A 26,612-nucleotide genomic window follows, 5' to 3' on the forward strand; every position below is an offset into this window, starting at 1 on the left:
CCCTGCGTAGGCTTTCGTGCCATGGCTCTCGGGTACGTCCGCCCGGCGCGTCCGCAGGACGCCGGCGATATCGCACGCATCCAACTCGCAACCTGGCGGGTCGCGTACCGCCGCATCCTGCCCCGGCAGGTGCTCGCGAACCTCGACGAGGCGTGGCTGGCCCAGCGGTGGACCGCAGCGGTGCAAGAGCCGCCCTCGGCCGCCCACCGGGTGCTGGTCGCCGTCGAACAGGCCGAGCAATCGTATCTGGTGGGATTCGCCGCCTCCGGCCCGGCCGACGCCGAGGCCCAGGCGCCCGGTGAACCCGCCGAAGCGCTGGGTCCGAAGGTCGTCGCGGTCACCGACCTGCTGGTGGAGCCGCGCTGGGGCCGGCGCGGGCACGGCAGTCGGCTACTCGCCGCAGCGGTGGACCACTGGCGTGATGACGGGTTCACCCGCGCGGTGGCGTGGGCGTTCGATGCCGACGCGGCGACCCGGGGGTTTCTGACCGGCACCGGGTGGGAGCCGGACGGGGCGACCCGCGCGTTGGACGTGGACGACATGCTGGTCGCCCAGTTACGACTACACGTCGCGGTCCCCGCGGAACCGACCCAACTCCCGGACGATCCGACTCCCTGACGACCCAACCTCCGGACGGCCCCGCGACCCCGGGCGGCCCGGTTCCCGGCTCCCGGGCGGCCCGGTTCCCGGCTCCCGGGCGGCCCGGTTCACCGCCGGTGCGGGACGATCCGCTCAGTCGAGCAGGGCGTCCAGGCCGACCGTCAGGCCGGGCCGGTTGCGCACCTCGCGGACAGCCAGCAGCACGCCGGGCATGAAGGAGGCTCGGTCGTACGAGTCGTGCCGGATGGTCAGCGTCTCGCCGGCGGCGCCGAAGAGCACCTCCTGGTGGGCGACGAGGCCGGTGGCGCGGACCGAGTGCACGCGTACACCGTCGATGTCGCAGCCGCGGGCACCGGCCACCTCGTCCCGGGTGGCGTCCGGTGCCGGGCCTTGACCGGCGGCGGCGCGGGCCGCCGCGATCAGGCGCGCGGTGTGCGTCGCGGTACCGCTCGGCGCGTCCAGCTTGCGCGGGTGATGCTGCTCGATGATCTCGACTGACTCGAAGTGGCGGGCGGCCCGTTCGGCGAACTGCATCATCAGTACCGCCCCGATGCCGAAGTTGGGGGCGACGACCACGCCCACCCCCGGCTTCCGGGCCAGCCAGCCGCGCATCCGCTCCAGCCGCGCCTCGGTGAAACCCGTGGTGCCGACCACGGCACTGATGCCCTGGTCAATGCACCAGTGCAGGTTGTCCATGACCACGTCAGGGGTGGTGAAGTCGACGATCACCTCGGCTCCGGCGTCGGAGGCGTTGAACAACCAGTCGCCCTGGTCAACCATGGCCACCAACTCCATGTCGGGGGCCGCGTCCACCGCCTTGCACACCTCGATGCCCACCCGGCCACGGGCGCCCAGCACACCGACCCGGAGCGGCTCGTCCGCGCTCTTGTCCTGCTCGTCAGTCACAGCCGACAACCTATCCCAACCGGGACACGGGCATCGCCGGGGTAGCCCGATGGACCGCGACCCGGAACCCGGGTGCCGGCGCTCCGGCTGGGGCGGCGATGCGGAGGTGGTCGGGCGGAGGCGGTCAGGCAGGGGTGGTCGGGGTCACTCCGGCGGGAAGTCGGACTCGCCGAACGGACCCACCACCGCCAGCGACATCGGGCGCCTCAGCAGCTCTGCGGCGAGCGCGTTCACGTCGGCCAGGGTGACCGCGTCCACCTGGGCCAACAAGGTGTCGACCGGCATCAGTTCGCCGTAGAGCAGCTCCCCCTTGGCCAGCCGGCTCATCCGGGAACCACTGTCCTCCAGGCCCAGCACGAACGCGCCCTTGCTCATGCCCTTGCCCCGGGCCAGCTCGGCTGTGGTGAGTCCGTCGGCGGCCATCCGGGCCAGCTCCGCGCGGATCAACTCCAGCACCTCGTTGGCTCGACCCGGGGCGCAGCCGGCGTAGACGGAGAACAGGCCGCTGTCGGCGTGTTGGCTGGCGTAAGAGTAGACCGAGTAGGCCAACCCCCGCTGCTCGCGAATCTCCTGGAAGAGCCGGCTGGACATGCCGCCGCCGAGGATGTTGTTCAGCACCCCGAGGGCGAACCGACGCTCATCCCGCCGATCGATGCCGGTACAGCCAAGGACGACGTGCGCCTGCTCGGTCTCCTTCGGCCCAACCAGGGTGGTCGCCGGTTGCGTGCGTACCGCCGGGGTGGCGCTCCGGTAGGTAGCGGGCGCCGCCGGGTCGGTGTCCAGCGGTGTGCCCCGCAGCGCCTGCCGGACCAGCTTGACCACGCTGGAGTGATCAAGGTTCCCCGCGGCGGCGATGACGATCCGGGGCGGGGTGTAGTGCCGCCGGTAGAAGCTCTGGATCTGTCGCCGGGTCATCGGGGTGACCGTCTGTTCCGTCCCCGAGATCAGCCGGCCGAGCGGGTGTTCACCGTAGACGGCCCGGGCGAAGAGGTCGTGCACCTCGTCGCCGGGCTCGTCGTCGTGCATGGCGATCTCCTCGAGGATCACGCCCCGCTCGACCTCCACGTCCTCCGGCGTCAGCACCGAGTCGGCGACCAGGTCGCACATCACGTCGATGGCGAGGGGTAGATCGTCGTCGAGGACCCGCGCGTAGTAGCAGGTGTATTCCTTCGTGGTGAAGGCGTTGGTCTCGCCGCCGACCGCCTCGATCGCCGACGAGATCTCCAGTGCCGACCGCTGACGTGTCCCCTTGAACAGCAGGTGCTCAAGGAAGTGGGCGGCACCGGACTGGGGGCCGGTCTCGTCCCGGGAGCCGACCGACACCCAGATGCCGAACGAGACGCTGCGCATCGCGGGAATGGCCTCGGTGAGGACCCGCAGCCCGCTGGGGAGCACGGTCCGGCGGACCGTGCCACCCAGCGGATCATCGCTGAGCGTACGGGTTACGGCGCGGCTGGCCGCGCCGCCGGGAGCGCCCCGAAACGCGGCCACCCCCCGTCGTTCCGGTGTGGACGGTACGGAGACAGTCCGGCTCACGAAGGGCTCCCGGTTCGACGAGGGGTGGATGGTGCGTTGGTCCGACGGTCAGCTGCGCCGGGTACGACGGCGCGGACGCGACTCGCCGCCCTCACCGCCGTCGCCACGGTCGCCGCTGTCGCCGCGGTCCGGGCCCCGGCCACCGCGCTCGCGGTCACCGCGGTCGCGCGGTCCCCGGTCGCCCCGGTCCCGACCCGCCGGCCGCTCGCCGGCGCCCTCCGCCGGGGCCTCGGCGCCCTCCGGGCGCACCTTGTCCAGGTAGATCTTGCCCCGCTGGTCGATGTCGGCGATCTCCACCTCGACCTTGTCACCGACGTTGAGGAAGTCCTCGACCTTCTCGACGCGCTTGCCGTCGCCCACCTTGGAGATGTGCAGCAGACCGTCGCGGCCGGGAAGCAGCGAGACGAACGCGCCGAAGGCGGCGGTCTTGACCACCGTGCCGAGGAAGCGGTCGCCCATCTTCGGCAGGGTCGGGTTCGCGATCCCGTTGATCCGCTCGACCGCGGCCTGCGCCGCCGGGCCGTTGGTCGCACCGACGTAGATGGTGCCGTCGTCCTCGATCGAGATCTCGGCGCCCGTCTCGTCCTGGATGGCGTTGATCGTCTGCCCCTTCGGGCCGATCACCATGCCGATCTTGTCCACCGGGATCTTGACGGTGGTGACCCGAGGCGCGTAGTCACTCATCGTGGCCGGCGCCTCGATCGCCGCCTGCATCACCTGCAGGATCGTCTGCCGGGCCTCGTAGGCCTGCTGAAGCGCCGCGGCGAGCACGTCCGACGGGATGCCGTCGAGCTTGGTGTCGAGCTGCAGCGCGGTGACGAAGTCCGGCGTACCGGCGACCTTGAAGTCCATGTCGCCGAAGGCGTCCTCGGCGCCGAGGATGTCGGTCAGCGTCACGTACCGGGTCTTACCCTCGACCTCGTCGGAGATCAGACCCATGGCGATACCGGCGACCGGCGCCTTCAGCGGTACCCCGGCGGAGAGCAGGCCGAGCGTCGAGGCGCAGACCGAGCCCATCGAGGTCGAGCCGTTGGAGCCGAGCGCCTCGGAGACCTGCCGGATCGCGTACGGGAACTCCTCGCGCGAGGGCAGCACCGGGATCAGGGCCCGCTCGGCGAGCGCGCCGTGGCCGATCTCCCGCCGCTTCGGCGAGCCCACCCGGCCGGTCTCCCCGGTCGAGTACGGCGGGAAGTTGTAGTTGTGCATGTAACGCTTGGACTTCTCCGGGGAGAGCGTGTCCAGGGACTGCTCCATCCGGAGCATGTTCAGCGTGGTGACGCCCATGATCTGGGTCTCGCCCCGCTCGAAGAGCGCCGAGCCGTGCACCCGGGGCAGGATCCCGACCTCGGCGGTCAGCGGGCGAATGTCCCGCGGGCCGCGGCCGTCGATGCGGACCTGCTCGCGCAGCACCCGGTTGCGGACCTCGGACTTGGTCAGCGACCGCAGCGCGGCGGAGAGCTCCTTCTCCCGACCCTCGAAGCGCGGGCCGAGCTCCTCGACCACCCGGGCCTTGATCCGGTCCAGGGCCTCCTCACGGTCGGCCTTGCCGGCGATCTTCAGGGCCTCAGCCACATCCTCCCGGGCCAGCTCCGTGACCGCGTCGTACGCGTCATCGGCGTAGTCGAGGAAGACCGGGAACTCGGCGACCGGCTTCGCCGCCACCTCGGCCAGCTCGCTCTGCGCACGGCACAGTTCACGGATGGCCGGCTTGGCTGCCTCCAGCCCGCTCGCCACGACCTCCTCGGTCGGCGCGGAGGCGCCGTCGGCGACCAGCTTCGCGGTGTGCTCGGTGGCCTCCGCCTCGACCATCATGATCGCGACGTCGCCGTCGGGCAGGGCGCGACCGGCGACCACCATGTCGAAGGTGGCGCGCTCCAGCTCCTCGTGGGTCGGGAAGGCAACCCAGGAGCCGTCGATGTGGGCCATCCGGGTCGCCCCGATCGGGCCGGAGAACGGCAGGCCGGAGAGCTTCGTCGACATCGAGGCGGCGTTGATCGCCACCACGTCGTACGGGTGGCTGGGGTCGAGCGCCAGGACGGTCTCGACGACCTGGACCTCGTTGCGCAGGCCCTTGACGAACGAGGGACGCAGCGGCCGGTCGATCAGCCGGCAGGTGAGGATCGCGTCCTCGCTGGGGCGCCCCTCCCGGCGGAAGAACGAACCGGGGATCCGGCCCGCCGCGTACATCCGCTCCTCGACGTCGACGGTCAGCGGGAAGAAGTCGAAGTGCTCCTTCGGCTGCCGACCGGCGGTGGTGGCGGAGAGGACGACCGTCTCGCCGAGTTGGGCGACGACGGAGCCGGCGGCCTGACGGGCCAGCCGGCCGGTGGAGAAGGTGATCACACGGGTGCCGAAGGCCCCGTTGTCGATCGTGGCGGTACGAGACTGGGTACCGAGGTTGCTCTCGGTCATCTGTGGTTGCGCTCCTTCGCGTCTACGGACCGCGACGCGCAGCTGCTCAGACGGCCGGTCTTCGATCGAAGCGCCCGGGCGGATCGGCGAGGTGCCGGATGCCCGGAGGCCACTACCGGAGACCGGTGCGCTGACCGGCTCCCGGTGGTCGGGGGGTCGTGCGGCCCTGATTTCGGAGTTTCTGGCGGTGAACCGGAGCGGGGGAGCGGCCGTTCGGCCACTCCCCCGTCACGTCACCGGCGCAGACCGAGCCGCTCGATGAGCGACCGGTAGCGGTTGATGTCCTTCTTCTGCACGTAGTTGAGCAGCCGACGGCGGCGGCCGACCAGCAGCAGCAGCCCACGGCGGCTGTGGTGGTCATGCTTGTGCACCTTCAGGTGCTCGGTCAGGCCCGCGATCCGCTTGGTGAGGACGGCGACCTGCACCTCCGGCGAACCGGTGTCACCCTCGACGGTCGCGTACTCCTCGCGGATCTTGGCCTTGTCCTGCTGGTCGAGCGCCATGTTCTCCCTGTTTCGGTGGGTTGATCGGTATCGTGTCCGCCCGGTTGGGCCTCGCCCGGATGGCCGGGCGAAGCCCGGCGGCGGACGGTCCTCGCACCCGCGGCGTCGTGCAGGCATGCCAGGACCCACGTCGGTCGGCCGACGTCCCTGTCAGGGTACCAGCCAGTCCGAAACTCCGGACCAGGGGCGGACCGGGGTGTCGAACCCGATCACTTTCCGTGATCATCCCAAGGCTTGGCGGGTACGTTCGACGTCCTCGGCCATCTGGGCCACCAACGGCTCAATCGAGTCGTAGCGGACCTGCCCACGCAGGTGCGCCACGAAGTCCAGGGCCAGCCGCTCGCCGTACAGGTCCGCGTCGAAGTCGAGCACGTACGCCTCGACCCGCCGTTCCTGGCCGGAGAAGGTCGGGTTCGTGCCGACCGACACCGCCGCCAGCAGCGGCTCCCGCTGCCCCCGCCGCACCAGGCGGGCGGCGTAGATCCCGTCGGCCGGGATCGCGGCGTACCGGTGGCAGAGCAGGTTGGCGGTGGGAAAGCCCAGCTCGCGACCGCGCCGGTCGCCGCGGACCACCACGCCCTCCAGCCGGTGCGGCCGCCCCAACGCGCTGGCAGCGGCCACCACGTCTCCGGCGGCGACGCACGAACGGATGTACGTGGAGGAGAAGATCGTCCCCGCCTCGGCCACCAGGGGTGCCCCCTCGACGGCGTAACCGAACGTCCGACCGAGCTGCTCCAGCAACGCCACGTCTCCCGCGGCCCGATGCCCGAACCGGAAGTTCTCCCCCACCACGACCAGCGCGGCATGTAGGTGCTCGACCAGAACGTCGTGCGCGAACGCCTCTGCCGACAGCCGGGAGAAGTCTGGGGTGAACGGCACCACACAGAGCACGTCCACGCCGAGCGCCTCGATCAGCTCGGCCTTCCGGGCCGGCTCGGTGAGCACCGCCGGGTGCGAACCCGGACGGACCACCTCGGCGGGGTGCGGATCGAAGGTGACCACCACCGACCTGACGCCGAGTTCGCGAGCCCGCGCCACCGCGTGCCCGATGATCGCCTGGTGCCCCCGGTGCACGCCGTCGAAGACGCCGATGGTGACGACCGACCGCCCCCAGCCGCCGGGCGCCGCGTCGTACCCCCGCCACCGCTGCATAACGCTCCTCCCCTGTCGCTGTCCCGACCGCCGCGCCGTCAGGCCGGGGCCAGCACGATCTCGGCACGGGCCCGACCGGCCCGCTCGCTGACGATAGCGACCAACCCGCCCGCCGGGCCGAAGACGGCGTACGGGCCGTCGATCCCCGCCGGGTCCAACGGACCGCCGTGCGAGAGCACCCGCTCCTCCTCGGCGGTCGCCTCCCGGCGCGGGAAGAACCGATCGGCCGCCGCCGCGAGGGAGAGCGTGACCACCTCGGGTGCCCGGCGCTCCAGGTCATCGAGGGTAGCGGCCTCAGCGAGGGTGAAACCGCCCACGGCGGTACGCCGTAGCGCGGTGAGGTGCCCGCCGACGCCGAGCGCCTGGCCGGCGTCCCGGGCGATCGCCCGCACATACGTGCCGGAGGAGCAGGTGACGTCCACATCCACGTCCACCACGTCCGGCTTGTCGCGCCGCAGTGCCCGCACGTCGAGCTGGGAGATGGTGACCCGCCGGGGCGGCAGGTCAACGCTGGCCCCCTCCCGAACCCGGCGGTACGCCCGCTGACCGTCGATCTTGATAGCGCTGACCGCGCTGGGCACCTGGTCCACCGCACCGGTCTGCGCTGCCAGCACGGCCCGGACCGCCTCGTCGGTTACCAGACCAGCCGGCGTGCTGGAGATCACATCCCCCTCGGCATCGTCGGTTACCGTCGCCTGCCCCAGCCGAATCGTGGCGGCGTAGCTCTTGCCGGCCCCAATGACGTAGGTCAGCAACCGGGTGGCTCGCCCCACGCCGAGGACCAGGACCCCGGTCGCCATCGGATCGAGTGTGCCACCGTGCCCGACCCGCCGGGTCCGGGCCAGCCGGCGCACCCGTGCCACCACGTCGTGCGATGTCATGCCGCCGGGCTTGTCGACCACGATCAGTCCGTCTGCGCTCACGACCGCCAAGCCTGCCAGACGGGCCGGCCAGGCCGACACCGGGACGCCACCCGGACAACCAGACCACCCACCTGCACCACGACGATCGCATTGACACCGGCTGCTACCAATGGGCTGATCAACCACGGGAGGGTTAGGCAATGTCACGCCAGCACCAGAATCAGGACCGGCAGCGATTTCCCCGACTGCACCAACCGGAGCAGCCGCCCAGCCTCCCCTCCTGGATGCTCGACCCACCGCCCCCGCGGCGCACGACTGTGGACCGGATCGCCGCGGCGCTGCTCGCGCTCCCGGGTGCCGCCGCCCTGCGCCGGCGGTGGCAGGTGTGGCAGGGCCGACGCCGGCTGTACCAACGCTTCCCGAACACGATGAAGCTAGCCGGCTTCATCGTCTCCTTCGCCGTGGCCCTGGGGCTGGTGATGGCCACCTACGCCCTGCTGGGCATGGCCTCGTCCTAGCCGGCGCTCCACTCCCGCACGCTGCGGTCGGCGGCCCGGACCCACTCCGAAGACTCAGGCTCCGACCACGCCGGCGACTCAGGCCCGGGTGGCACCGACGACCGCCCAGCGACCGGAGCGCAGGCGCAGCAGCAGGGCGGCCAACCGGAGCACCACGAAGAAGGTGAGTCCGGCCCAGATCCCACCGAGTCCGAGGTCCAGTCCGTACGCCAACCAGATGGCCGGCAGAAATCCCCCCAACGCCGCCACGATCGTGAGGTTCCGCAGGTAGCGGATGTCCCCCGCGCCGATCAACACCCCGTCCAGGGCGAAGACGACGCCTGCCAGCGGCAACATCGCGACGAACCAGGGCCAGGCCACCATCGCCTCGTCGCGGACCTGCCCATCGGCGCTGAACCAGCCCGGGACGACCCCGGCGCCAGCGGCGATGACCAGCGCGAACGCCACACCGCAGCCGGCGCCGAGCAACCCGATCCGGCGGGCCAGTCCACGGGCGCCGGCCGCGTCGTCGGCCCCCAGCGCGGCGCCGACCAGGGCCTGCGCGGCGATGGCGAGCGCGTCGAGCACCAGGGCGGTGAAGAACCAGAGTTGCAGGACGATCTGATGGGCGCCGACCGCCGCCGCGCCGAAGCGGGCGGCCACCGCGGTGGCGGAGAGAAAACTCGCCTGGAAGGCGACGCCGCGGATGAGCAGGTCCCGACTGAGCACAAGCTGCTGGGCGAGGACCCGGGGCCGGGGGCGGAGGGCCACCCGCTCGGCGACCAGCGCCCCGGCGAAGAGCACACCAGAGATCGTCTGCGCCACGACGTTGGCCACCGCCGATCCGGGCAGGCCGAGCCCGACGGGATAGACCAGCACCGGGCAGAGCACCGCGGAGAGCAGGCTCGGGCCGAGCACGAACCACAGCGGCCGGCGGGTGTCCTGGACACCCCGCAGCCAGCCGTTGCCAGCAGCGGCCAGGAGCAGCCCCGGTGCGCCGAGGGCGGCGATCCGCAGCCACTGCGCGGCGGCCTCCGCCACCTCGTTGTCCGCCCCGACGAGGGCACGGGCGAGTACGCCGCCACCGGCCTGCATGCCGACCGCGACGAAGACCCCTACCGCGAGCGCGAGCCAGGAGGCCTGGACCCCCTCGGCAACGGCGGCGGTGCGGTCACCAGCCCCGAACCGCCGGGCGGAGCGCCCGGTGGTGCCATAGGCGACGACCGTGCCCAGCCAGGCGATGAGCGTCAGCACGGTGCCGCCGATCGCCAACGCGGCGAGCGGGACCCGGCCGAGGTGTCCCACCACCGCCGTGTCGACCAGCACGTACAGCGGCTCTGCGGCGAGCACCACGAGGGCGGGCAGGGCGAGCGCGGCGATCCGGCGGGGCGAGGCGGAGCGGGTTGCGGGGGCGGACGGCGGGTTCATCGTCGCCGATCCTGACACGGGCTCGGTAAGGACCGCAACCGGGCTAGTCACTTACCGGCGATCAGTGGCGCCGGACGACGGGCGGGCAGCGCCGCCCGTCGGGGAGGGCGTCAGCTGCTCGGCGACGTCACTGGCGCGTGTCCATCGAGGTCTGCAGGGCACGGCGCAGTTGCTCACGTGCCTCGTCCGCGGTGTCGGGCTTGGGCTTGTTCGGCATGGGAAACCCCTTCCAGGGCGCGAGCCACCAAGGCAGCGGTGGAACTCACGGGCAAGGTCTGCCACCCGCGGACGTCCGGGGTCGCCGGAGCGGCGCACGAAGCATCGAGCCCGGGTCGGTCCGACCCTGGAGAGCGACGACGCCGGGTACGGCCCCACCGCTCACGACCAGCACCGTCAGCACGGCATCGGTCAATGTCCAAGCTATCGTTCAGGTCCACCCACCGCCGGCTGTTCCCACCATCCGGGCGGAGCCAGAGCTCCGAAGGCCGGTGGTCGGCCAGCGCGGAAGCGGCACCTCAACGAGCCAGGAAGTGCCAGCCCAGCCACCACCAGAAGCCGAAGAGCCCAATCCGGCCGACCGGCACCGAGCCGACCTCGTACCGCATGACGTACGCGCAGACCTCACCCAGGGTGGGGATGCGGGACCCCTCCCGGCGGGCTGCCAACTCCACCGCGACAAAGAGCGCCACCGCCACCAGGAAACCGCCGATCGCCAGCGTCCGCATCATCGCCGCACCATCCCCCAGAACGCGGACAACCAGGCCAGCCAACCCGCTGAACGGATCACCCCGTCCTCCAGCAGTGGATCCGCCAGCCGGGAGAAGGTCGGGAAATCATCACCGGCAGCGGCCACGAAGGTGGCCCCCTCGAAGACCACAAACACCACCACCGGCAACGTCCACCACACCGCACCCCCGTCCAGCCGAACCGGTGCGGGTCGCCGGGGCACCCGGTTACCCAGGCCAAGCCAGATCAAGACACCACCGGTGCCGAGCGTCCACAGATTCGCCTCCATCGAGAAGGAGGGAAACCGGCCACCCACCAACGACAGGCAGACGAGCACCGGCACGGTGACAGCGGGACGATCCCAGGCGCGCGGCGCCTCGATGGTCAGGTCACAGGGCTGTTCCATTCCGCAATTCTGCCCACCGTCACCAACGGCGGGAAGACCGAACACCCCGTAAGCCGACCCTGAACTTTGTCCGACAGATCATCAGCCGACAGGCCAGCCAGCAGTAGACCGCAGGGCTGACCTGACGGCTACCGCAGGGCTACCCGACCGTTGCCGCGAAGCCGACCAGACCGACACCGCGGGGTTGACCAGACCGACACCGCGAGGCCACCCCTCAACCGCCGGTCGGGGCGAGTAGCGCCTCGGCCAGCTCCCGCCGGACGGCCTCCACCACCTCGTCGGCGCTGCCCCGGCCGGTGAAGCCGGCGGCGAGCCGGTGCCCTCCGCCGCCCAACGCCATCGCCACCCGGCTCACGTCCACCGCGCCCTTGCTCCGCAACGACACCGCCCACTCGCCGTCGGCGGTCTGCTTCACCACGCAGCTCACGTCGGCCTCCGCCGTGCACCGCACCGAATCGATCAGCGCCTCCAGCACGTACGCCGGCTGCCCGTGCCGGGCCAGGTCCTCCTGGCTCGCCCAGGTCCACACCAGGCCGTGACCGCCCGCAGCGGCCGGCTCCAGCTGGGCCCGACCGAGCACCTCGGCGTAGAGCCGCACGGCACCGAACGGGCGGGTGTCGAAGACGCGCCGAGAGATCTCACCGGGACGGATGCCCGTGGCGAGTAGCCGGGCCGCGAAGCGGTGCACCGCCGCGGTGGTGGCCGCGTACCGGAACGAACCGGTGTCGGTGGTCAACGCCACGTAGAGACACTCCGCGATCTCCGCATCGAGCGGCACCCCCAGCCGATTGAGCAGCTCGTCCACGAGCACCGCGGTGGCCGCCGCCCGCGGGTCAACCAGATTGATCGCACCGAAGCCGGGGTTCGACGCGTGATGGTCGAGCACCAACGTGTTGCCGGCGGTCGTCAACCGGTCAGCCAGCTCCCCCAACCGGGACTCGCTCGCCGCGTCGAAGCTGATCAGAAGGTCCGGATCGGCAACCGCCTCCGCCGCCGGAACGAGTAACTGCTCACCGGGCAGCCCGCGCAGCGGCTCCGGGAGTTGCGGCGGGCCGGGAAAGGTGGCCTGCACCTGTCGCAGACCGAGCCAACGCAGGCCGAGAGCGAAGCCGAGCATGCTGCCGAGCGCGTCGCCGTCCGGGTTCACATGACAGACCAGCAGCACCCGCCCCGCGGCCGGCACTGCCCGGACCGCGGCCACCGCCGCCGCCCAGTCGACCTCCGCCGGCGCGGACCGCGCCCCGGCGGCGGAATCGGTCACCGCTGCTCTCCGCCCGGCGGCAGCACCTCGTCCCCGGCGGCCTCGGGCTCCTCTTCCAGCCGGTACGGCTGGGCCTCACCCGCGTACTCGGCCCGGGTGGCGAGGCGCTGCACCTCGGCATCCGCGTGGCGGGCCTGGGCGAGCAGGTCGTCGATGTGCTTGACCTGGTCCTGAACATCGTCCAGGACGAAAGTAAGCGTCGGCGAGTGGCGCAGCCCCAGCGCCTTCCCAACGGTGCTGCGCAACATGCCCTTGGCGCTTTCCAGCGCCGCCGCGGTGCTCGCCTGGGCAGCCGCGTCGCCGAGCACCGTGTAGAAGACCGTGGCGTCGCGGAGGTCAGCGGTGATCCGCGCATCCGTGATGGTGATCATGCCAAGCCGGGGATCCTTGATCTGGCTACGTACCACCGACGCCACCAGCTCACGCACCCGCTCCGCGTGCCGGCGCACCTTGGCCGGATCCGACATCTCGCCACCTCCAGGCGTACCGCTCCCGGCCGCCGGGCACCAGGAGTGCCCAAGCCGCCGGCCATCACCATGAACACTACCCGCGCCGCCGGTCCGCCCGTACGTCGCCGGTGCGGTGACCGCCCACCGAGCAGCCCCGCAGCGACGCCAGTGGATCAGTCGTCCGCGCCGTACAGTCGCCGCCGCACCGACAACAGTTCAACCTCGGGACGGGTGGCGACCAGGCGCTCACACGAGTCGAGCACCTCGCGTACGTGCGCCGCTGTCGCGGCCACCACCGCGACGCCGATCTCCGCCCGCCCGTGCAGGTCGAGCGCCCCCACCTCGGCGGTGGAGACCTCGACGCGGCGCAGCGCCGACACGATCGGCCGAACATAGGACCTCTTGGCCTTCAGCGACCGGGAGTCGCCCGGCAGGAGAAGGTCGAATACCGCGGTTCCGGTGAACATCGTCCCGGAGACTACGGACGAAGCCGGACATGATCAAGGGGTTTACGCCGTCTGGCGTAAACCCCTTGACCTGTGTCCCTACCGGATCAGGCGCGCGCCTTCTCCCGCATCTCGAAGGTCTCGATCACGTCGCCGACCTGGACGTTGTTGAAACCGGCCAGGGTCAGACCACACTCGAAGCCCTCGCGCACCTCGGTCGCGTCGTCCTTGAACCGCTTGAGCGAACTGATGGTGACGTTGTCCGCCACCACCGCGCCGTCGCGCAGCAGCCGGGCCTTGGCGTTGCGTCGGAGCAGACCCGACCGGACGATGCAACCGGAGATGTTGCCGACCTTGGACGAACGGAACACCTCGCGGACCTCCGCGGTGCCCAGCTCGACCTCCTCGTACTCCGGCTTGAGCAGGCCCTTGAGCGCCGCCTCGATTTCCTCGATGGCCTGGTAGATGACGGTGTAGTACCGCATCTCCACGCCCTCGCGGTCGGCCATCTCGCGGACCTTGTTGGCGGCCCGCACGTTGAAGCCGATGATCGTGACCGCCTCCGACGAGGCGCTCGCGAGCATGACGTCGCTCTCGGTGATCGCCCCAACGCCCCGGTGGATGATCCGTAGCTGGACCTCCTCGGGGATGTCGAGGTTGAACAGGGCATCCTCGAGCGCCTCCACGGAACCGGAGACGTCGCCCTTGAGCACCAGGTTGAGCGAGGTCTTCTCGCCCGCCTTGAGCTGCTCCATGAGCGTCTCGAGGGTGGCCCGACCACGGGAGTTGGCGAACGCCGCCGCCCGCCGCCGCGCCTGCCGCTGCTCGGCGATCTGCCGCACGGTGCGGTCGTCCTCGGCGGCCAGGAACGTGTCGCCCGCCCCCGGCACCGCGGTCAGACCCAGCACCAGCACCGGGCGAGATGGACCCGCCTCGGCGACCTGGTTGCCGTTCTCGTCGAGCATCGCCCGAACCCGGCCGTGCGCCCCACCGGCGACGATCGAGTCGCCCGCCCGCAGGGTGCCCTTCTGCACCAGCACCGTCGCCACCGCGCCCCGGCCCTTGTCCAGGTGCGCCTCGATCGCCACACCCTGCGCCGGGCCGTCGGTCGGAGCGGTCAACTCCAGCGACGCGTCCGCGGTCAGCAGCACCGCCTCGAGCAGGCTGTCGATCCCGGTACCGGGCTTGGCCGCCACGTTGACGAACATGGTGTCGCCGCCGTACTCCTCGGCGACCAGTCCGTACTCGGTCAGCTGTTGGCGGACCTTGTCCGGGTTGGCGTCCGGCTTGTCGACCTTGTTGACCGCCACCACGATCGGCACGTCGGCCGCCTTGGCGTGGTTCAACGCCTCGATCGTCTGCGGCATCACCCCGTCGTCGGCCGCGACGACCAGGATCACGATGTCGGTGACCTGGGCGCCACGGGCACGCATGGCGGTGAACGCCTCGTGACCGGGGGTGTCGATGAAGGTGATCGCCCGGTCCTGGTCCTCGTGCGGGACGTGGACCTGGTAGGCGCCGATGTGCTGGGTGATGCCACCCGCCTCGCCGGCCACCACGTTCGCCTTCCGGATCGCGTCCAGAAGCTTCGTCTTACCGTGGTCGACGTGGCCCATGACGGTAACCACCGGCGGCCGACTGACCAGACGGTCCTCCGCCACCTCGGCGTCCAGGTCGATGTTGAACTGCGCGAGCAGCTCGCGGTCCTCGTCCTCCGGGCTGACGATCTGGACGACAAAGCCCAGGTGTTCACCCAACAGCAGCAGGGTGTCGTCGGAGCAGGACTGGGTCGCGGTCACCATCTCGCCCAGGTTGAACATCTCCTGGACCAGCGAACCCGGGTTGGCGTTGATCTTGTCGGCGAAGTCCGACAGCGAGGCGCCGCGGGACAACCGGACGGTCTGACCCTGCCCCCGGGGCGCACCCGAGGACATGGTCGGGGCCGACAGGTTGTCGAACTCCTGTCTGCGCTGCTTCTTCGACTTGCGACCGCGGGTCGGCCGACCACCGGGACGCCCGAAGGCACCCGCGGCACCGCCACCGCGGCCACGGCCGCCGCCACCGGGACGGCCGCCACCCGGGCCGCCGCGGAAACCACCGCCGCCACCACCGGGGCCGCCGCGGTAGCCACCGCCGCCGCCACCGCCACCGGGGCCGCCGCCACCGGGGCCGCCGCGGTAACCACCGCCGCCGCCACCACCGGGGCCGCCGCGGTAGCCACCACCACCGCCGCCACCGGGGCGGCCGGCGCCGGAACCGGGACGGCCGGAGCCGGGACCGCCGGGGCGGCCGGGACGCTGGCTCGGCATGGAGGCCGGGCTCGGCCGCGGCGGCATGGAGGCCGGGCTCGGCCGCGGCGGCATGGAGGCCGGGCTCGGCCGCGGGCCACCTGCACCGGCGGCCGGGGGACGCTGCTGGCCGCCCTGGATGCCGAACGGGTTGTTACCGGCGCCGCGCGCCGGCGGACGACCGCCGGACCGGGGACCGGGGCCCGGAGTGGGCCCGCCGGAACGTCCGGCGGCCGGAGAGCCGGGCCGGGGCGGCATCGTGCCGGGGCCGGGGCGGGGACCCGGGCGCGGACCACCCTCGGTGGGCGGCTCCCGCCGGACGTTCTCCCGCTGCTGCTGCCGGGCAGCCTGCGCGGCCTTGACCGCGGCTTCCTGCTCGGCCTTCAGCGCGGCGGCACGCGCCTCGGCGGCCGCCACCTCGATGTCGTGAGCGCTCGCCGGCTTGGCGGCCGGGGTCGCGGACTGCGGCGGACCCGGAACCGGGCCCTTGGGCTTCGGGCCGGGCGTCGGTGCACCCGGCCGCCGCGGCGGCATGGGCTTGGCCGTGACGCGGGGCCCGCCCGGGGGCGGCGCCGGGGTCGGGGTCCGGGGAGGGGTCGGAGTCGGGGTCGGGGTCGGCGGGGTCGCCGCCGGCGGAGCTGCCGGCGCGGGCGAGCCGGTGTTGTTGACGAACGCGTTACGCAGCCGTCGGGCGACCGGCGCCTCGACCGTGCTGGACGCGGACTTCACGAACTCGCCCATCTCCTTGAGCTTGGCGAGAACGGTCTTGCTTTCGACCCCGAGCTCCTTGGCGAGCTCGTGTACGCGGGCCTTTCCTGCCACTGCACTCCTCATTCCGAGGTCGTGCGGGCAGCACCCGCAGCGACCTCACTCGTGCACTTGAAGCCTGGTCATTTCTGCGACTTCATCGTGTGCTCATGTCGGTCGTCCTACCTTGCTAGCGACCCGCGTCCGGTCGGGTTGGCCGGACGTCGTGGCTGGCGCATCGAGATGCTTCACAAGCTCACCATGGTCGGGGACCCCGGTGACGCGCAACGCCCGCCCGAAAGCACGACGCCGCACCGCCTGCGTGAAGCAGGCCGGGTCTGGGTGCACGTGCGCCCCCCGACCCGGCATCCTGCGGGCTGGGTCGGGACGGAGGCTGTGACCAGCCCCGTCACCCACCGCGACAACCCGCAGCAGTTCCTTGGTTGACGCTCGAGACCGGCAACCCACACAGGTGCGCTCCGGCAGCGCGCGTCGTACCACTGGGAAAGTCTACCCCTAGCCCCCGGAGATCGCGCGGCCCGGCTCCGGGACGTGATCGACATCCGCGTCACCCGCCGGACGGGCCGGCTCGACGTCGGAGCGGATATCGATCCGCCAACCAGTCAGTCGGGCGGCAAGCCGGGCATTCTGCCCTTCTCGCCCGATAGCCAGTGAAAGTTGGAAATCCGGCACCGTCACCCGGGCGGTACGGGAGGCCAGGTCAACCACCTCCACCCGGAGAGCCTTGGCTGGCGAGAGCGCATTACCGACGAAGGCAGCCGGATCCTCCGACCAGTCAATAATGTCGATCTTCTCCCCGTGCAGCTCACCCATGACCGCCCGCACCCGCTGCCCCATCGGCCCGATGCAGGCGCCCTTGGCGTTCACCCCCGCCGCGGTGGAGCGGACAGCGATCTTCGTGCGGTGACCTGCCTCACGGGCGATCGCGGTGATCTCCACCGTGCCGTCGGCGATCTCCGGCACCTCGAGGGCGAAGAGCTTCTTCACCAACGCCGGGTGCGAGCGGGACAGGGTCACCTGTGGACCGCGTACGCCCTTGGCCACGTGCACCACGACGCAGCGCACCCGCTCGCCGTGCGCGTACTGCTCACCGGGGACCTGCTCGGACTGGGGCAGCACCCCCTCCAGCTTGCCCAGGTCCACGCTGACGATGCCCTTCTCGGCACGCGCCTCGTGCGCCTGGACCACCCCGGTCACCAGGTCCCCGTCCCGGCCCACATACTCGCCGAAGTGCACCTCGTCGGTGGCCTCCCGCAGCCGCTGAAGAATCACCTGTTTGGCGGTCATCGCCGCGATCCGACCGAAGTCGTGCGGGGTGTCGTCCCACTCCCGCACCACACCGCCGTCGGGCTCCACCTCCTGGGCGAAGACCAAGGCCGCACCCGTCTTACGGTCGATCTCCACCCGGGCGTGCGGCTGCGCGCCCTCGGTGTGCCGGTACGCCGTCAGCAGCGCGGTCTCAATCGCCGCGAGGATCGTGTCGAACGGGATTTCCCGCTCACGCTCCAGTGCGCGCAGCGCCGCGAGGTCGATGTTCACCGCTCCTCGCCCTCCACATCATCGTCGTCGTCGAAATCGCCGGCCTCGTCGGCGCCGTCAGCGCCATCCGCCTCGCCCGGGCGGGTGAACTCGACCTGCACCCGTCCTGGGCCCAACTCGGCGTAGCGCCACCCCGTCCGGCCGGCGTCGGTCTCCAACACCACCTGCTCATCGTCCACCTCGACCACCCGGCCGGTCACCTGGCGGTCGCCAACGTCCGGCCCACCCCGCACCATGACCCGGACCAGACGGCCCGCGTTCCGCCGCCAGTGTCGAGGGAGGGTGAGCGGGCGGGACACGCCCGGCGAGCTGACCTCAAGCTGGTACTCGCCGGCGACGAGGTCCCCGCGCTCCTCCTCAGCGGCGTCCAGGGCGGCGGAGACGGCCCGCGAGACGTCGGCGACGCCGTCCAGGTCGATACCGCCATCGGCGTCGACAATCACCTGCACCACGTGGCGCCGGCCGGCCCGGGAGATCGACAGCTCCTCCAGGTCGTATCCGGCCGCACCGATGACTGGTTCGACGACCTCGTGCAACCGAGCCCGCCGGCTGGCGAGATCACCGCCGCGGCCGACCCGACCGGCGCTGCGCTGGCCACCCGTACGCCGCGGTCGCCCCGTCGGCCCGGTGGCCCGGCCACGCTGGCTCATCTAGCGCCCCTATCTGCTGTTGGCGGCGCCCGGTCGGTCGCCATAGCCACACGCCACCGGGGCGGACGCGCCGGTGGTTGCGCAGAGCGTAACGCGCTGCCCGCCAGTCGGATGGGCCGGCGCACCGACTCCGGACAACGCGGAGGTGGCCAACATGGTGTTGACTTGGACGGTGATGGGCAAAACGACGCAGCCGGACCCACTTCCGGACGGAACAATGAGACATTCCCGACGAAGAGTGCTACGAGTAGGCGCCCTCCTGACTCTCGGTGGCGCCGTACCGTCGCTCACCGGCTGTGACCTGTTCAACCAGGAACCACCCCCCGACCCACTCGCCCCCATGGTGGACGAGGCGCTCGTGCTCGCCGCGGCCTACCGGGACGCCGCCACGACGCACCCCACGCTGGCCGGGCGGCTGACGCCGATCACCGAAGCGCACGCCGCGCACGCGGCGGAGCTCGCCCGGATCACCAAGGTGGCCCTACCGTCGGCCACCCCGACCAGCAGCACCCCCGCCAACTCCGACGCGACCCTCACCGGGCTACGCGAACGCGAGCGGGCAGCCGGCGAGTCGGCCACCCGGGCCTGCCTGGCCGCACCGGCCGAGCGGGCCGCGCTGCTCGCCAGCATCGCCGCCGCCCGCGCCAGCCACCTGGAGGCGCTGCAGTGAACACCCCCACCCCGGGCGCGATCTCCGCCCACGCCGCCGCCCTGACCGCCGAATACGCCGCCATCTGGGCCTACGGCCCGATCGGCGTACGCCTGACCGGCCCTGACCAGGAGGCGGCCCGCGACGCCGAGGCGGCGCACCGGCGCCGTCGAGACGACCTGGTGCTGCACCTCACCGACGCAGGTGACAGCCTCCCAGCCGACCAGGCCGGCTACGCCCTGCCGTTCCCCGTCACCGACGAGGCGAGCGCCCTCCGGCTCGCCGTTGACGTCGAGGAACGCACGGCGGGATTCTGGCAGGCGGCGGTGGCCGCCACCAACGGCGCCGAACGGGAACGTGCGCTCGCGGCGCTGGTTGACTGTGCGGTGCGGGCCACCCGCTGGCGGCGAACCGCCGGGAACACCCCCCTGACCACGCCCTTCCCCGGAAGGACCGCCTGACCCGTTCGGCGACGGTGTGCCCCCGGGTCGCGGTGGATGCGTTCCTCGGGTCGACCGCTGGGGCCGCAGGTCGGCAGAATGCTCCCATGTCCATTCTGGGTTCCCTCACCCGCCGGGTCGGCCACCACCGCTGGTTCAGCACCGCCGCCCGGCTCCTCGTCCCGGTTGACCGCGCGGTCGGGCGGCTCAGCCGCGGGCGGGTGATCGCCCTCGGGCTTCTCCCGTCGCTGGTCATCACCACGACCGGCCGTCGCTCCGGCCAGCCCCGGAGCAACCCCCTGCTGTACGTGCCGGACGGAGACGGCTACGTGGTGGTCGGGTCGAACTGGGGACAGACCCACCAGCCCGCCTGGGCGTTGAACCTGCTCGCCAGCCCCCACGCCGAGGTGGACATCAAGGGGCGCCGGTTTCGGGTACGCGCCGACACGCCCGAGGGCGCCGAGCGGGACCGACTCTGGCAGTTGCTGGTGACCGAGTGGCCGGCCTACCAGACCTACGTGCAGCGGGCCGGCGACCGCAAGATCCACATGTTCCGGCTGGTGCCCGTCGCCGGATAACCGGCTCCTCCTACAGCCCGCCCTGGACACCGATCAGGGTGCCGATCCCGAAGGTCGCGGCGGCGGCGAGGCCACCCAGCAGCAGCTGACGCAGGCCCGCCGCCCACCAGCGCCGGCTGGTGAACCGGGCGACGATCGCGCCGGCCAGGAAGAGGCCGAGGCCGCCGACGCCGAGCGCCAGCCAGAGACTGGTGCTGCCGAGCAGGTAGGGCAGCAGCGGCACCAGGGCGCCGACGGAGAAGCAGACAAACGACGAGAGGGCCGCCGCCCACGGGCTCGGCTGGTCGTCCGGGTTGACGCCCAACTCCTCCCGGACGTGCACCCGCAGCGCCTCCTCCGGATTACGCCGCACCACCTCCGCGACCTGCGTCGCGAGCTCCCGGGGCAGGCCGCGGGCCACCCAGGTGTCCGCCAGTTCGCGCGCCTCGACCTCGGGGTGCCGTTCCAGCTCCCGCCGCTCCTTGGCCACCTCCGCGGCAACCTGTTCGTTGGCCGACCGGACGCTGGTGTACTCCCCCAGCCCCATGGAGATGGCGCCGGCGACCAGGCCAGCGGTGCCGGTGAGGAGCACGGCACGCGCCGACGCCCCGCCACCCCCCACCCCCGCGATCAGGGCGATGTTGGTGACCAGTCCGTCCATCGCCCCGAAAACCGCAGGTCGCAGCCAGCCGCCGGAGACGTCCGCGTGGTGTGCCTCCCGTAGCGCCGCCGGGGTCTCGGTCACGGCAGGGTGAGAATCTCGTAACCGTCGTCGGTCACGAGAATCGTGTGCTCGAACTGGGCGGTCCACTTCCGGTCCTTGGTCACCACGGTCCAGCCGTCATCCCACATGTCGTACTGGTAGGTGCCGAGGGTGATCATCGGCTCGATGGTGAAGGTCATGCCCGGCTCCATCACGTCGGTGGGCCGCGGGCTGTCGTAGTGCGGCACATAGAGCCCGCTGTGGAAGGCCTCGCCGATGCCGTGCCCGGTGAAGTCACGCACCACGCCGTAGCCGAAGCGCTTCGCGTACGACTCGATCACCCGACCGATCACGTTGATCTGCCGACCGGGGGCGACCGCCCGAATGCCGCGCATCGTCGCCTTGTGGGTCCGCTCGACCAGCAACCGGACCTCCTCGCTCACCTCACCCACACAGAAGGTGGCATCGGTGTCGCCGTGCACCCCGTCGAGGAAGGCAGTGACATCGACGTTGATGATGTCGCCGTCCTGAAGCACCGTCGAGTCGGGGATGCCGTGGCAGATCACCTCGTTCAGGCTGGTGCAGCAGGACTTGGGAAACCCCCGGTAGCCCAGCGTTGACGGGTAGGCGCCGTGGTCGCAGAGGAACTCGTGCACCACCTTGTCGATCTCGTCGGTGGAGACCCCCGGCTTGCAGTGTTCGCCCGCGAGCGCGATGGCCTGCGCCGCCAACCGCCCGGCGGCCCGCATCCGCTCGATGGTCTCCGGTGTCTGCACGTGTGAGCCACGCCATTGTTTGGGCTCTTTCTTGCCCACGTACTCCGGTCGGGGAATGTGGGCGGGCACCTGTCGCCAGGGAGAGAGCGTGCCGGGAGTCAGTGGTGCACGGACGGTCATGGCGCAAGCCTAACTCCGCGACCTGGACACCGCGTGGTGCCCATCGCGCTCCGGGCCGGTGCGGACGGCCACAAGCCGCCCGAAATGATTTGCCCCACTGCCCGCCCCGGCCGCATCCTGACTGCGGTGACCAGGCCCGATCCGGACGGGCCAGCGCCGGGCGCTCGGCAACGCCCGGCGGAGCGGTGGCGCGGAACCCAACCTCTCTCTCACGTACGGTGATCCGCCGTACCCGATGGGTTCCACGCCACCGCTCCCCGCCCACGGCGTCGCTCCCCCGCCCATGGCGCGCCGTCCACGGCGGCGAGCACCCGGTTGGCGGGGATGCCCTCAGCTGCGCTACCCACGGAGCCGGGCCGTGATCTCACCCGCCGGCCCCGGCGCCCCGAACCAGTAGCCCTGCCCGGTGTCACACCGCAGTGCCCGCAGCCGCTCGGCCTGCACCCCGGTCTCCACCGCCTCCGCGGTGACCGACAACCCGAGCGCCCGCGCCAGCCGCACCAGGGCGTCCACGATCTGCTCGTCCCGATGGCCGGCCGCCTGCTCGGTTCCGCCCTCGCGCAGTCCCTCCACGAACGGGCCCGCCAACTTCAGCGACCTGATCGGCAACCGACGCAGGTACGCCAGATTCGAGTAGCCGGTGCCGAAGTCGTCGATCGCCAGCCCCACCCCCAGCCCGGCGAGCCGGTGCAACGCCCGCAGCGGCTCCCCCGCGGTACCCATCACGGCGCTCTCGGTCAGCTCCAGCTGCAGAAGTTCGGCGGGGAGCCCACTGTCGGTCAACGCCTCCGCCACCACGTCCACGATGTCGGGGTGTTCCACCTGACGCGCGGCGAGATTGACGCTGACGACCAGGCGGGCCGCCGGCACCTCGCGTCGCCAGGCAGCGGCGTCCCGGCACGCCCGGCGCAGCACCCACTCCCCGAGTTGGACGATCAACCCGGTCTCCTCGGCCAGCCCGACGAACCGAGCCGGGCCAAGCCGACCCAGCTTGGGATGCTGCCAGCGGACGAGCGCCTCCACGGCCAGCATCGAGCCGTCCCGCAGGGAGACGATCGGCTGGTAGTCCAGCACGAACTCATCCCGCTCCAAGGCCGCCGGCAGTGCGGCGGCCAACGTGGATCGGGCGATCTCACGCGCGCTTCGCTCCCGGTCCCAGACCGCCCATTGGCCACGCCCCTCGGCCTTGGCCCAGTACAGCGTGGTGTCGGCGGCCTTCATCAGCTCCGACGGGTCGGTCGTGTGTACCGGACACTCGACGATGCCGACGCTGGCCGAAACCATGAGCTGGTGGTCACCGATCCGAATCGGTGCGGCCACGGCCGCGAGTGCGGCCTCCGCGACGCTCACCACATCATCGAGGGACTCCCCGTCGTCGACCAGGATGACGAACTCGTCGCCCCCCATCCGGGCCACCAGATGCCCGAACCCGGCGACGCAGTCCGACAACCGGTCGGCGATCACCACCAGCAGCTGGTCGCCCAGATCGTGACCGAGGCTGTCGTTGACCGCCTTGAACCCGTCCAGATCGAGGAAGCAGAGCCCGACCGGACGGCCGGCGCCGGCGTTGTCGAAGACCATCCCGAGGGTATCGAAGAAGAGGGTCCGGTTGGGCAGGCCGGTGAGCGGGTCGTGCAGTGCCTGAAACCGAAGCCGCTGCTGGAGCTCGTAGCGCTCGGTGATGTCCTCGACCACCGCGACGGTGAACCGGGGACGGCCGTCGTCGTACCGGACCAGGGACACCGCCAGGTCGGTCCAGACCGTGGTGCCGTCCTTACGGTAGTACCGCTTCTCGATCCGGACGGTGTCCCGCTTGCCCTCGACGACCTCCTGGTACAGCTCCCAGATCCCGGCCGCGTCGTCGGGGTGGAACAGCGACGACACGTTACGCCGCCGCAGCTCCTCGATCGTGTAGCCGAGCATGTCGGCGAAGGCCTGATTGACGTCGATGATCTGGCCATCGACCAGGCCGATGCCGATCCCGATGGCGGCACCGGAGAAGACCGCGCGGAACCGGGCCTCGCTGTCCCGCAACGCCTGCTCCACCTCGTCCCGCGCCTGCCAGGCCGAGCGGGCGATCCGCTCCTGCTGGGTGAAGGTGCGTTCCCGTAGCGCGCCGGCGAATCCGGCTGCCATCGCGCCCTGCAGCGCCGCGACCCGGGTCGTCACCTCCTCCGTACCGACCAGGTCGGGCAGCACCCGGGCGAGGAACCGGTCACCGAGCGCCCGGATCGACCAGTCGAGCACCCCCGGCTCGGTCAGGTGCGCCTCGGCCAGCGCCTGGCCGACCTGGGCCGCGGGCTGGGGGGAGAACGGCTCGGCGCGCATCGCCTGGGCCAGCCGGATGGTGTGCAGGTGCAGCAGCCGCTGGGTCTCCGCAGCGCTGAACGGCACGAAGCCGATGCGGCGTACGGCGCGGGCCCACTCGGCGGCATACCCCTCGGCGCCGGCCTGGCTACGGTCGCGCCCTCCCGATTCCAGGACGACGGCCACCGCGATCAGCCGACCGGTTGGTCGTGCCGGGCAACCCCGCCGAAGGCACCGAACTGCGCCGGATTGTCATCCACGTCGGAGGCGGAGTCCGGCCGCCACAACGGCATGTGGACCACCCCCGGCTCCAGGAGGGTCCAGTCTCCGAAGAAACCGGTGATCTCGGCGCGGGAACGGAGGGTGATCTCGGTGTCGGTCCGCGCTGACAACCGCTGGGCATCGAGCATCTCCCGCGGCTGGTCCTCGAATGTGGAGTGTGAGATCACCAGACAGCTTCCGGGCGCGGCGGCGGCCCGGAGCGTGGCGAGGAGGTCGCCCGGGCGATCGTCGTCACCGATGAAGTGCACCACCCCGGCGAGCAGGATGCCCAGCGGTCGGTCGAAGTCCAGCAGCTCCAGCGCCCGGGCCTGCGCCAGGATGCGCCCGGGATCGCGTAGGTCGGCGTGGATGACCCCGGTCCGGTCGTTACCCACCAGCAGTTCCCGGCTGTGCGCCACCGCGACCGGGTCGATGTCGACGTAGATGATCCGGGCGTTCGGGTTGACCGCCTGGGCCACCTCGTGCACGTTACCGACGGTCGGGATGCCGGAGCCGATGTCGAGGAACTGATCGATGCCCTCGTGCAGCAGCACCCGGACCGCGCGGCGAAGAAACTCACGGCCGGCGCGCATGGTGCCGGCGAGGTTCGGCGTCATGCTGGCGATCTGCTCAGCGAGCTGCCGATCGATCTCGAAATTGTGGGCCCCGCCGAGAAAGTAGTCATACACCCGGGCCGCGCTCGGGCGAGATAGGTCAATCTCGGCGGGAAGTCCGTCCTGCTTCTGCACAGTGCTGCACCCCAGTTCGTCGCCGCGACGCGGGAGGGTACCGGTGTCGAGGGCGCGTGTGGGCACGCGGAGGCGACCGGCCGACCCGCGGATCATCAGGTGCCCACAACTGTAGGCGTGCGTCGATGCGGGCGGGAGGGTGCGGGCGGGCCGCCGATCATACCGCCGCCTCCAACAGCAGCGAGATGCCCTGGCCCACCCCGACGCACATGGTGGCCAGCGCCCGGCGGCCGCCCCGGCGCCGCAGCTCCAGGGCAGCGGTCAGCGCCAGCCGGGCCCCACTCGCGCCGAGCGGATGCCCCAACGCGATCGCGCCCCCGTTCGGGTTGACCTGCTCGGCGTCCGCCGGCAGACCCAGTTCCCGCAGGACCGCCACCGCCTGCGCGGCGAACGCCTCGTTCAGCTCGACCACGTCCAGGTCGCCCACCCCCAGGCCGAGCCGGTCGAGGAGCCGACGGGTGGCGGGCACCGGGCCGACGCCCATCACCCGCGGCGGCACACCGGCCGCGGCGGAGCCGACGACCCGGGCCAACGGGGTCAGGTCGTACCGGGTGAGTGCCGCCTCGGAGGCCACCAGCAGCGCCACCGCGCCGTCGTTGACACCGGAGGAGTTACCGGCGGTGATCGTGCCCCCCGCCCGGAACGGGGTGGGCAGCGCAGCCAGCTTCGCCAGCGACGTCTCCCGCGGATGTTCGTCGACCTCGACCAGCGTCGTCCCCCGCCGACCGGCCGGAGCCGACACCGGCACGATCTCCTCGGCGAGCCGACCGTCGGCCTGCGCCTTGGCCGCACGCTGCTGGGAGCGGTACGCGAACTCGTCCTGGGTGGCCCGCGCGACGCCGTACTCGGCGGCCACGTTCTCCGCGGTCTCCGGCATCGAGTCGATGCCCCACCCCTGTTCCAGCAACGGGTTCACCAGCCGCCAGCCGATGGTGGTGTCGTAGACCTCCGCGTTACGGGAGAACGCGGTCTCGGCCTTGGGCAGCACGAACGGCGCCCGGCTCATGCTCTCCACCCCGCCGGCCAGCACCAGGTCGGCCTCGCCGGCAACGATGGAACGGGCCGCGAGGGCGAGGGCGTCCAGGCCGGATCCGCAGAGCCGGTTGACCGTGCTGCCGGGCACCTGCTCGGGCAGCCCGCCGAGCAGCGCCGCCATCCGGGCCACGTTGCGGTTGTCCTCGCCGGCCTGGTTCGCGCAGCCCAGAATCACGTCGTCGGTCCGGGCCCAGTCCACCGTCGGGTACCGCGTCACCAACTCCCGGATCACGTGCGCGGCCAGGTCGTCGGGGCGGACGCCGGCGAGTGCCCCGCCGTACCTCCCGATCGGGGTACGGACACCAGCCACCAGATATGCCACGGTCATCGCGAGTCCTTCGGGGTGGGAAGGTCGGGGGGAAGAACGGACCCGGTCCCGGGCAACGCTCCGGCGTCAGAATATCGACGCCCGGACCAGCGGGGTCGCAGGTGCCCGAGCCAACCTGGTGGGGAGGGTCACCGGCAAGTCGCTCCCCAGGACCGCGGAGAACGGTGTAACGTCGTCCGGCAATGACCAACGTCTGGAATCTCACCGTGCGCCTGTACGTCGACCTTCGACTGCAGGCCAGCGGCGTCTGTCCGGCG

Annotated in this window: 26 protein-coding genes; 5 read left to right on the forward strand and 21 right to left on the reverse strand. The window is 71.7% G+C overall.

Features of this window, described 5'->3' with window-relative positions:
- The first annotated feature begins 21 nt into the window (after positions 1-21).
- Complete coding sequence (locus SALPAC3_RS0107535; RefSeq protein WP_018220645.1) at positions 22-618, forward strand: GNAT family N-acetyltransferase; 597 nt, start codon at positions 22-24, stop codon at positions 616-618.
- Between the two features lie 114 nt (positions 619-732).
- Here the strand turns inward: SALPAC3_RS0107535 and dapB are convergent, their stop codons facing one another.
- The 6 genes from dapB to truB form a co-directional block, all read right to left on the reverse strand.
- Complete coding sequence (dapB, locus tag SALPAC3_RS0107540; protein WP_018220646.1) at positions 733-1,506, reverse strand: 4-hydroxy-tetrahydrodipicolinate reductase; 774 nt, start codon at positions 1,504-1,506, stop codon at positions 733-735.
- 144 nt (positions 1,507-1,650) lie between these two features.
- Complete coding sequence (locus tag SALPAC3_RS0107545; RefSeq protein WP_018220647.1) at positions 1,651-2,997, reverse strand: M16 family metallopeptidase; 1,347 nt, start codon at positions 2,995-2,997, stop codon at positions 1,651-1,653.
- A gap of 93 nt (positions 2,998-3,090) precedes the next feature.
- On the reverse strand, positions 3,091-5,454 hold the full coding sequence (locus SALPAC3_RS0107550) for a polyribonucleotide nucleotidyltransferase (RefSeq protein ID WP_018220648.1): 2,364 nt from the start codon (positions 5,452-5,454) through the stop codon (positions 3,091-3,093).
- A 233-nt stretch (positions 5,455-5,687) separates the two neighbouring features.
- Positions 5,688-5,957: a 30S ribosomal protein S15 gene (gene rpsO / locus SALPAC3_RS0107555; protein ID WP_018219020.1), complete on the reverse strand. Its 270-nt coding sequence runs from the start codon at positions 5,955-5,957 to the stop codon at positions 5,688-5,690.
- Positions 5,958-6,179: 222 nt separating this feature from the next.
- Positions 6,180-7,109 carry a bifunctional riboflavin kinase/FAD synthetase gene (locus tag SALPAC3_RS0107560; RefSeq protein WP_018220649.1) on the reverse strand — a complete coding sequence of 310 codons (930 nt, stop codon included), beginning with the start codon at positions 7,107-7,109 and terminating at the stop codon, positions 6,180-6,182.
- Positions 7,110-7,147: 38 nt separating this feature from the next.
- Positions 7,148-8,071, reverse strand: a complete 924-nt coding sequence (gene truB, locus SALPAC3_RS0107565) for a tRNA pseudouridine(55) synthase TruB (protein ID WP_018220650.1) — start codon at positions 8,069-8,071, stop codon at positions 7,148-7,150.
- A 101-nt stretch (positions 8,072-8,172) separates the two neighbouring features.
- On the opposite strand from truB, the gene SALPAC3_RS0107570 reads away from it, so the two are divergent.
- Complete coding sequence (locus SALPAC3_RS0107570; RefSeq protein WP_018220651.1) at positions 8,173-8,490, forward strand: hypothetical protein; 318 nt, start codon at positions 8,173-8,175, stop codon at positions 8,488-8,490.
- Between the two features lie 78 nt (positions 8,491-8,568).
- On the opposite strand, the gene SALPAC3_RS0107575 is transcribed toward SALPAC3_RS0107570, so the two are convergent.
- The 10 genes from SALPAC3_RS0107575 to rimP all read right to left on the reverse strand — a co-directional run bounded on the left by SALPAC3_RS0107575 (position 8,569) and on the right by rimP (position 18,430).
- On the reverse strand, positions 8,569-9,897 hold the full coding sequence (locus SALPAC3_RS0107575; RefSeq protein ID WP_018220652.1) for an MATE family efflux transporter: 1,329 nt from the start codon (positions 9,895-9,897) through the stop codon (positions 8,569-8,571).
- 515 nt (positions 9,898-10,412) lie between these two features.
- On the reverse strand, positions 10,413-10,622 hold the full coding sequence (locus SALPAC3_RS0107585; RefSeq protein ID WP_018219014.1) for a DUF6186 family protein: 210 nt from the start codon (positions 10,620-10,622) through the stop codon (positions 10,413-10,415).
- On the reverse strand, positions 10,622-11,029 hold the full coding sequence (locus SALPAC3_RS0107590) for a hypothetical protein (protein WP_018220653.1): 408 nt from the start codon (positions 11,027-11,029) through the stop codon (positions 10,622-10,624). Before SALPAC3_RS0107590 ends, SALPAC3_RS0107585 begins: the two co-directional genes overlap by 1 nt.
- A 214-nt stretch (positions 11,030-11,243) precedes the next feature.
- Positions 11,244-12,290, reverse strand: a complete 1,047-nt coding sequence (locus tag SALPAC3_RS0107595; protein WP_018220654.1) for a DHH family phosphoesterase — start codon at positions 12,288-12,290, stop codon at positions 11,244-11,246.
- Entirely contained in the window at positions 12,287-12,757 is a 471-nt protein-coding gene (rbfA, locus tag SALPAC3_RS0107600) for a 30S ribosome-binding factor RbfA (protein WP_018220655.1), read from the reverse strand. The genes SALPAC3_RS0107595 and rbfA overlap by 4 nt, the downstream gene beginning before the upstream one ends.
- 155 nt (positions 12,758-12,912) lie before the next feature.
- On the reverse strand, positions 12,913-13,206 hold the full coding sequence (locus SALPAC3_RS0107605; RefSeq protein WP_018220656.1) for a DUF503 domain-containing protein: 294 nt from the start codon (positions 13,204-13,206) through the stop codon (positions 12,913-12,915).
- A gap of 86 nt (positions 13,207-13,292) precedes the next feature.
- Positions 13,293-16,295 carry a translation initiation factor IF-2 gene (gene infB / locus SALPAC3_RS0107610; RefSeq protein ID WP_018220657.1) on the reverse strand — a complete coding sequence of 1,001 codons (3,003 nt, stop codon included), beginning with the start codon at positions 16,293-16,295 and terminating at the stop codon, positions 13,293-13,295.
- A gap of 93 nt (positions 16,296-16,388) precedes the next feature.
- Complete coding sequence (locus tag SALPAC3_RS26795) at positions 16,389-16,721, reverse strand: YlxR family protein (RefSeq protein WP_026185325.1); 333 nt, start codon at positions 16,719-16,721, stop codon at positions 16,389-16,391.
- 15 nt (positions 16,722-16,736) lie between these two features.
- Positions 16,737-17,780, reverse strand: a complete 1,044-nt coding sequence (gene nusA, locus SALPAC3_RS0107620) for a transcription termination factor NusA (RefSeq protein WP_018219008.1) — start codon at positions 17,778-17,780, stop codon at positions 16,737-16,739.
- On the reverse strand, positions 17,777-18,430 hold the full coding sequence (gene rimP / locus SALPAC3_RS0107625) for a ribosome maturation factor RimP (protein WP_018220658.1): 654 nt from the start codon (positions 18,428-18,430) through the stop codon (positions 17,777-17,779). Before rimP ends, nusA begins: the two co-directional genes overlap by 4 nt.
- Positions 18,431-18,668: 238 nt before the next feature.
- On the opposite strand from rimP, the gene SALPAC3_RS0107630 reads away from it, so the two are divergent.
- The 3 genes from SALPAC3_RS0107630 to SALPAC3_RS0107640 all read left to right on the forward strand — a co-directional run bounded on the left by SALPAC3_RS0107630 (position 18,669) and on the right by SALPAC3_RS0107640 (position 20,097).
- Positions 18,669-19,100 carry a hypothetical protein gene (locus SALPAC3_RS0107630; protein WP_018220659.1) on the forward strand — a complete coding sequence of 144 codons (432 nt, stop codon included), beginning with the start codon at positions 18,669-18,671 and terminating at the stop codon, positions 19,098-19,100.
- On the forward strand, positions 19,097-19,540 hold the full coding sequence (locus SALPAC3_RS0107635) for a ferritin-like domain-containing protein (RefSeq protein WP_018220660.1): 444 nt from the start codon (positions 19,097-19,099) through the stop codon (positions 19,538-19,540). Before SALPAC3_RS0107630 ends, SALPAC3_RS0107635 begins: the two co-directional genes overlap by 4 nt.
- Before the next feature lie 86 nt (positions 19,541-19,626).
- Positions 19,627-20,097, forward strand: a complete 471-nt coding sequence (locus SALPAC3_RS0107640) for a nitroreductase family deazaflavin-dependent oxidoreductase (protein WP_018220661.1) — start codon at positions 19,627-19,629, stop codon at positions 20,095-20,097.
- Positions 20,098-20,107: 10 nt separating this feature from the next.
- Here the strand turns inward: SALPAC3_RS0107640 and SALPAC3_RS0107645 are convergent, their stop codons facing one another.
- From SALPAC3_RS0107645 to pcaF, 5 genes are all read right to left on the reverse strand, one after another.
- On the reverse strand, positions 20,108-20,821 hold the full coding sequence (locus SALPAC3_RS0107645) for a VIT1/CCC1 transporter family protein (protein ID WP_018220662.1): 714 nt from the start codon (positions 20,819-20,821) through the stop codon (positions 20,108-20,110).
- Positions 20,818-21,675 (reverse strand): type I methionyl aminopeptidase, encoded by an 858-nt coding sequence (gene map, locus SALPAC3_RS0107650; RefSeq protein WP_026185327.1) that lies wholly within the window; start codon positions 21,673-21,675, stop codon positions 20,818-20,820. The genes SALPAC3_RS0107645 and map overlap by 4 nt, the downstream gene beginning before the upstream one ends.
- A 339-nt stretch (positions 21,676-22,014) precedes the next feature.
- Entirely contained in the window at positions 22,015-24,168 is a 2,154-nt protein-coding gene (locus SALPAC3_RS0107655; RefSeq protein ID WP_018220664.1) for a putative bifunctional diguanylate cyclase/phosphodiesterase, read from the reverse strand.
- A 5-nt stretch (positions 24,169-24,173) separates the two neighbouring features.
- Positions 24,174-24,992 (reverse strand): SAM-dependent methyltransferase, encoded by an 819-nt coding sequence (locus SALPAC3_RS0107660; protein ID WP_026185328.1) that lies wholly within the window; start codon positions 24,990-24,992, stop codon positions 24,174-24,176.
- Positions 24,993-25,149: 157 nt separating this feature from the next.
- Positions 25,150-26,355 (reverse strand): 3-oxoadipyl-CoA thiolase, encoded by a 1,206-nt coding sequence (gene pcaF, locus SALPAC3_RS0107665; RefSeq protein WP_018220666.1) that lies wholly within the window; start codon positions 26,353-26,355, stop codon positions 25,150-25,152.
- Positions 26,356-26,612 lie beyond the last annotated feature (257 nt).

Source organism: Salinispora pacifica DSM 45544 (genome assembly GCF_000378845.1).
Lineage (GTDB): Bacteria > Actinomycetota > Actinomycetes > Mycobacteriales > Micromonosporaceae > Micromonospora > Micromonospora pacifica.

Excerpts from the sequence above, each read along its gene's own strand:
- SALPAC3_RS0107535 (WP_018220645.1), top strand. The coding sequence starts at position 22 with ATGGCTCTCGGGTACGTCCGCCCGGCGCGTCCGCAGGACGCCGGCGAT.
- SALPAC3_RS0107550 (WP_018220648.1), bottom strand. The coding sequence starts at position 5,454 with ATGACCGAGAGCAACCTCGGTACCCAGTCTCGTACCGCCACGATCGAC.
- rpsO (WP_018219020.1), bottom strand. The coding sequence starts at position 5,957 with ATGGCGCTCGACCAGCAGGACAAGGCCAAGATCCGCGAGGAGTACGCG.
- SALPAC3_RS0107560 (WP_018220649.1), bottom strand. The coding sequence starts at position 7,109 with ATGCAGCGGTGGCGGGGGTACGACGCGGCGCCCGGCGGCTGGGGGCGG.
- SALPAC3_RS0107570 (WP_018220651.1), top strand. The coding sequence starts at position 8,173 with ATGTCACGCCAGCACCAGAATCAGGACCGGCAGCGATTTCCCCGACTG.
- SALPAC3_RS0107575 (WP_018220652.1), bottom strand. The coding sequence starts at position 9,897 with ATGAACCCGCCGTCCGCCCCCGCAACCCGCTCCGCCTCGCCCCGCCGG.
- SALPAC3_RS0107585 (WP_018219014.1), bottom strand. The coding sequence starts at position 10,622 with ATGCGGACGCTGGCGATCGGCGGTTTCCTGGTGGCGGTGGCGCTCTTT.
- SALPAC3_RS0107590 (WP_018220653.1), bottom strand. The coding sequence starts at position 11,029 with ATGGAACAGCCCTGTGACCTGACCATCGAGGCGCCGCGCGCCTGGGAT.
- rbfA (WP_018220655.1), bottom strand. The coding sequence starts at position 12,757 with ATGTCGGATCCGGCCAAGGTGCGCCGGCACGCGGAGCGGGTGCGTGAG.
- SALPAC3_RS0107605 (WP_018220656.1), bottom strand. The coding sequence starts at position 13,206 with ATGTTCACCGGAACCGCGGTATTCGACCTTCTCCTGCCGGGCGACTCC.
- rimP (WP_018220658.1), bottom strand. The coding sequence starts at position 18,430 with ATGAGCCAGCGTGGCCGGGCCACCGGGCCGACGGGGCGACCGCGGCGT.
- SALPAC3_RS0107640 (WP_018220661.1), top strand. The coding sequence starts at position 19,627 with ATGTCCATTCTGGGTTCCCTCACCCGCCGGGTCGGCCACCACCGCTGG.
- map (WP_026185327.1), bottom strand. The coding sequence starts at position 21,675 with ATGACCGTCCGTGCACCACTGACTCCCGGCACGCTCTCTCCCTGGCGA.
- pcaF (WP_018220666.1), bottom strand. The coding sequence starts at position 26,355 with ATGACCGTGGCATATCTGGTGGCTGGTGTCCGTACCCCGATCGGGAGG.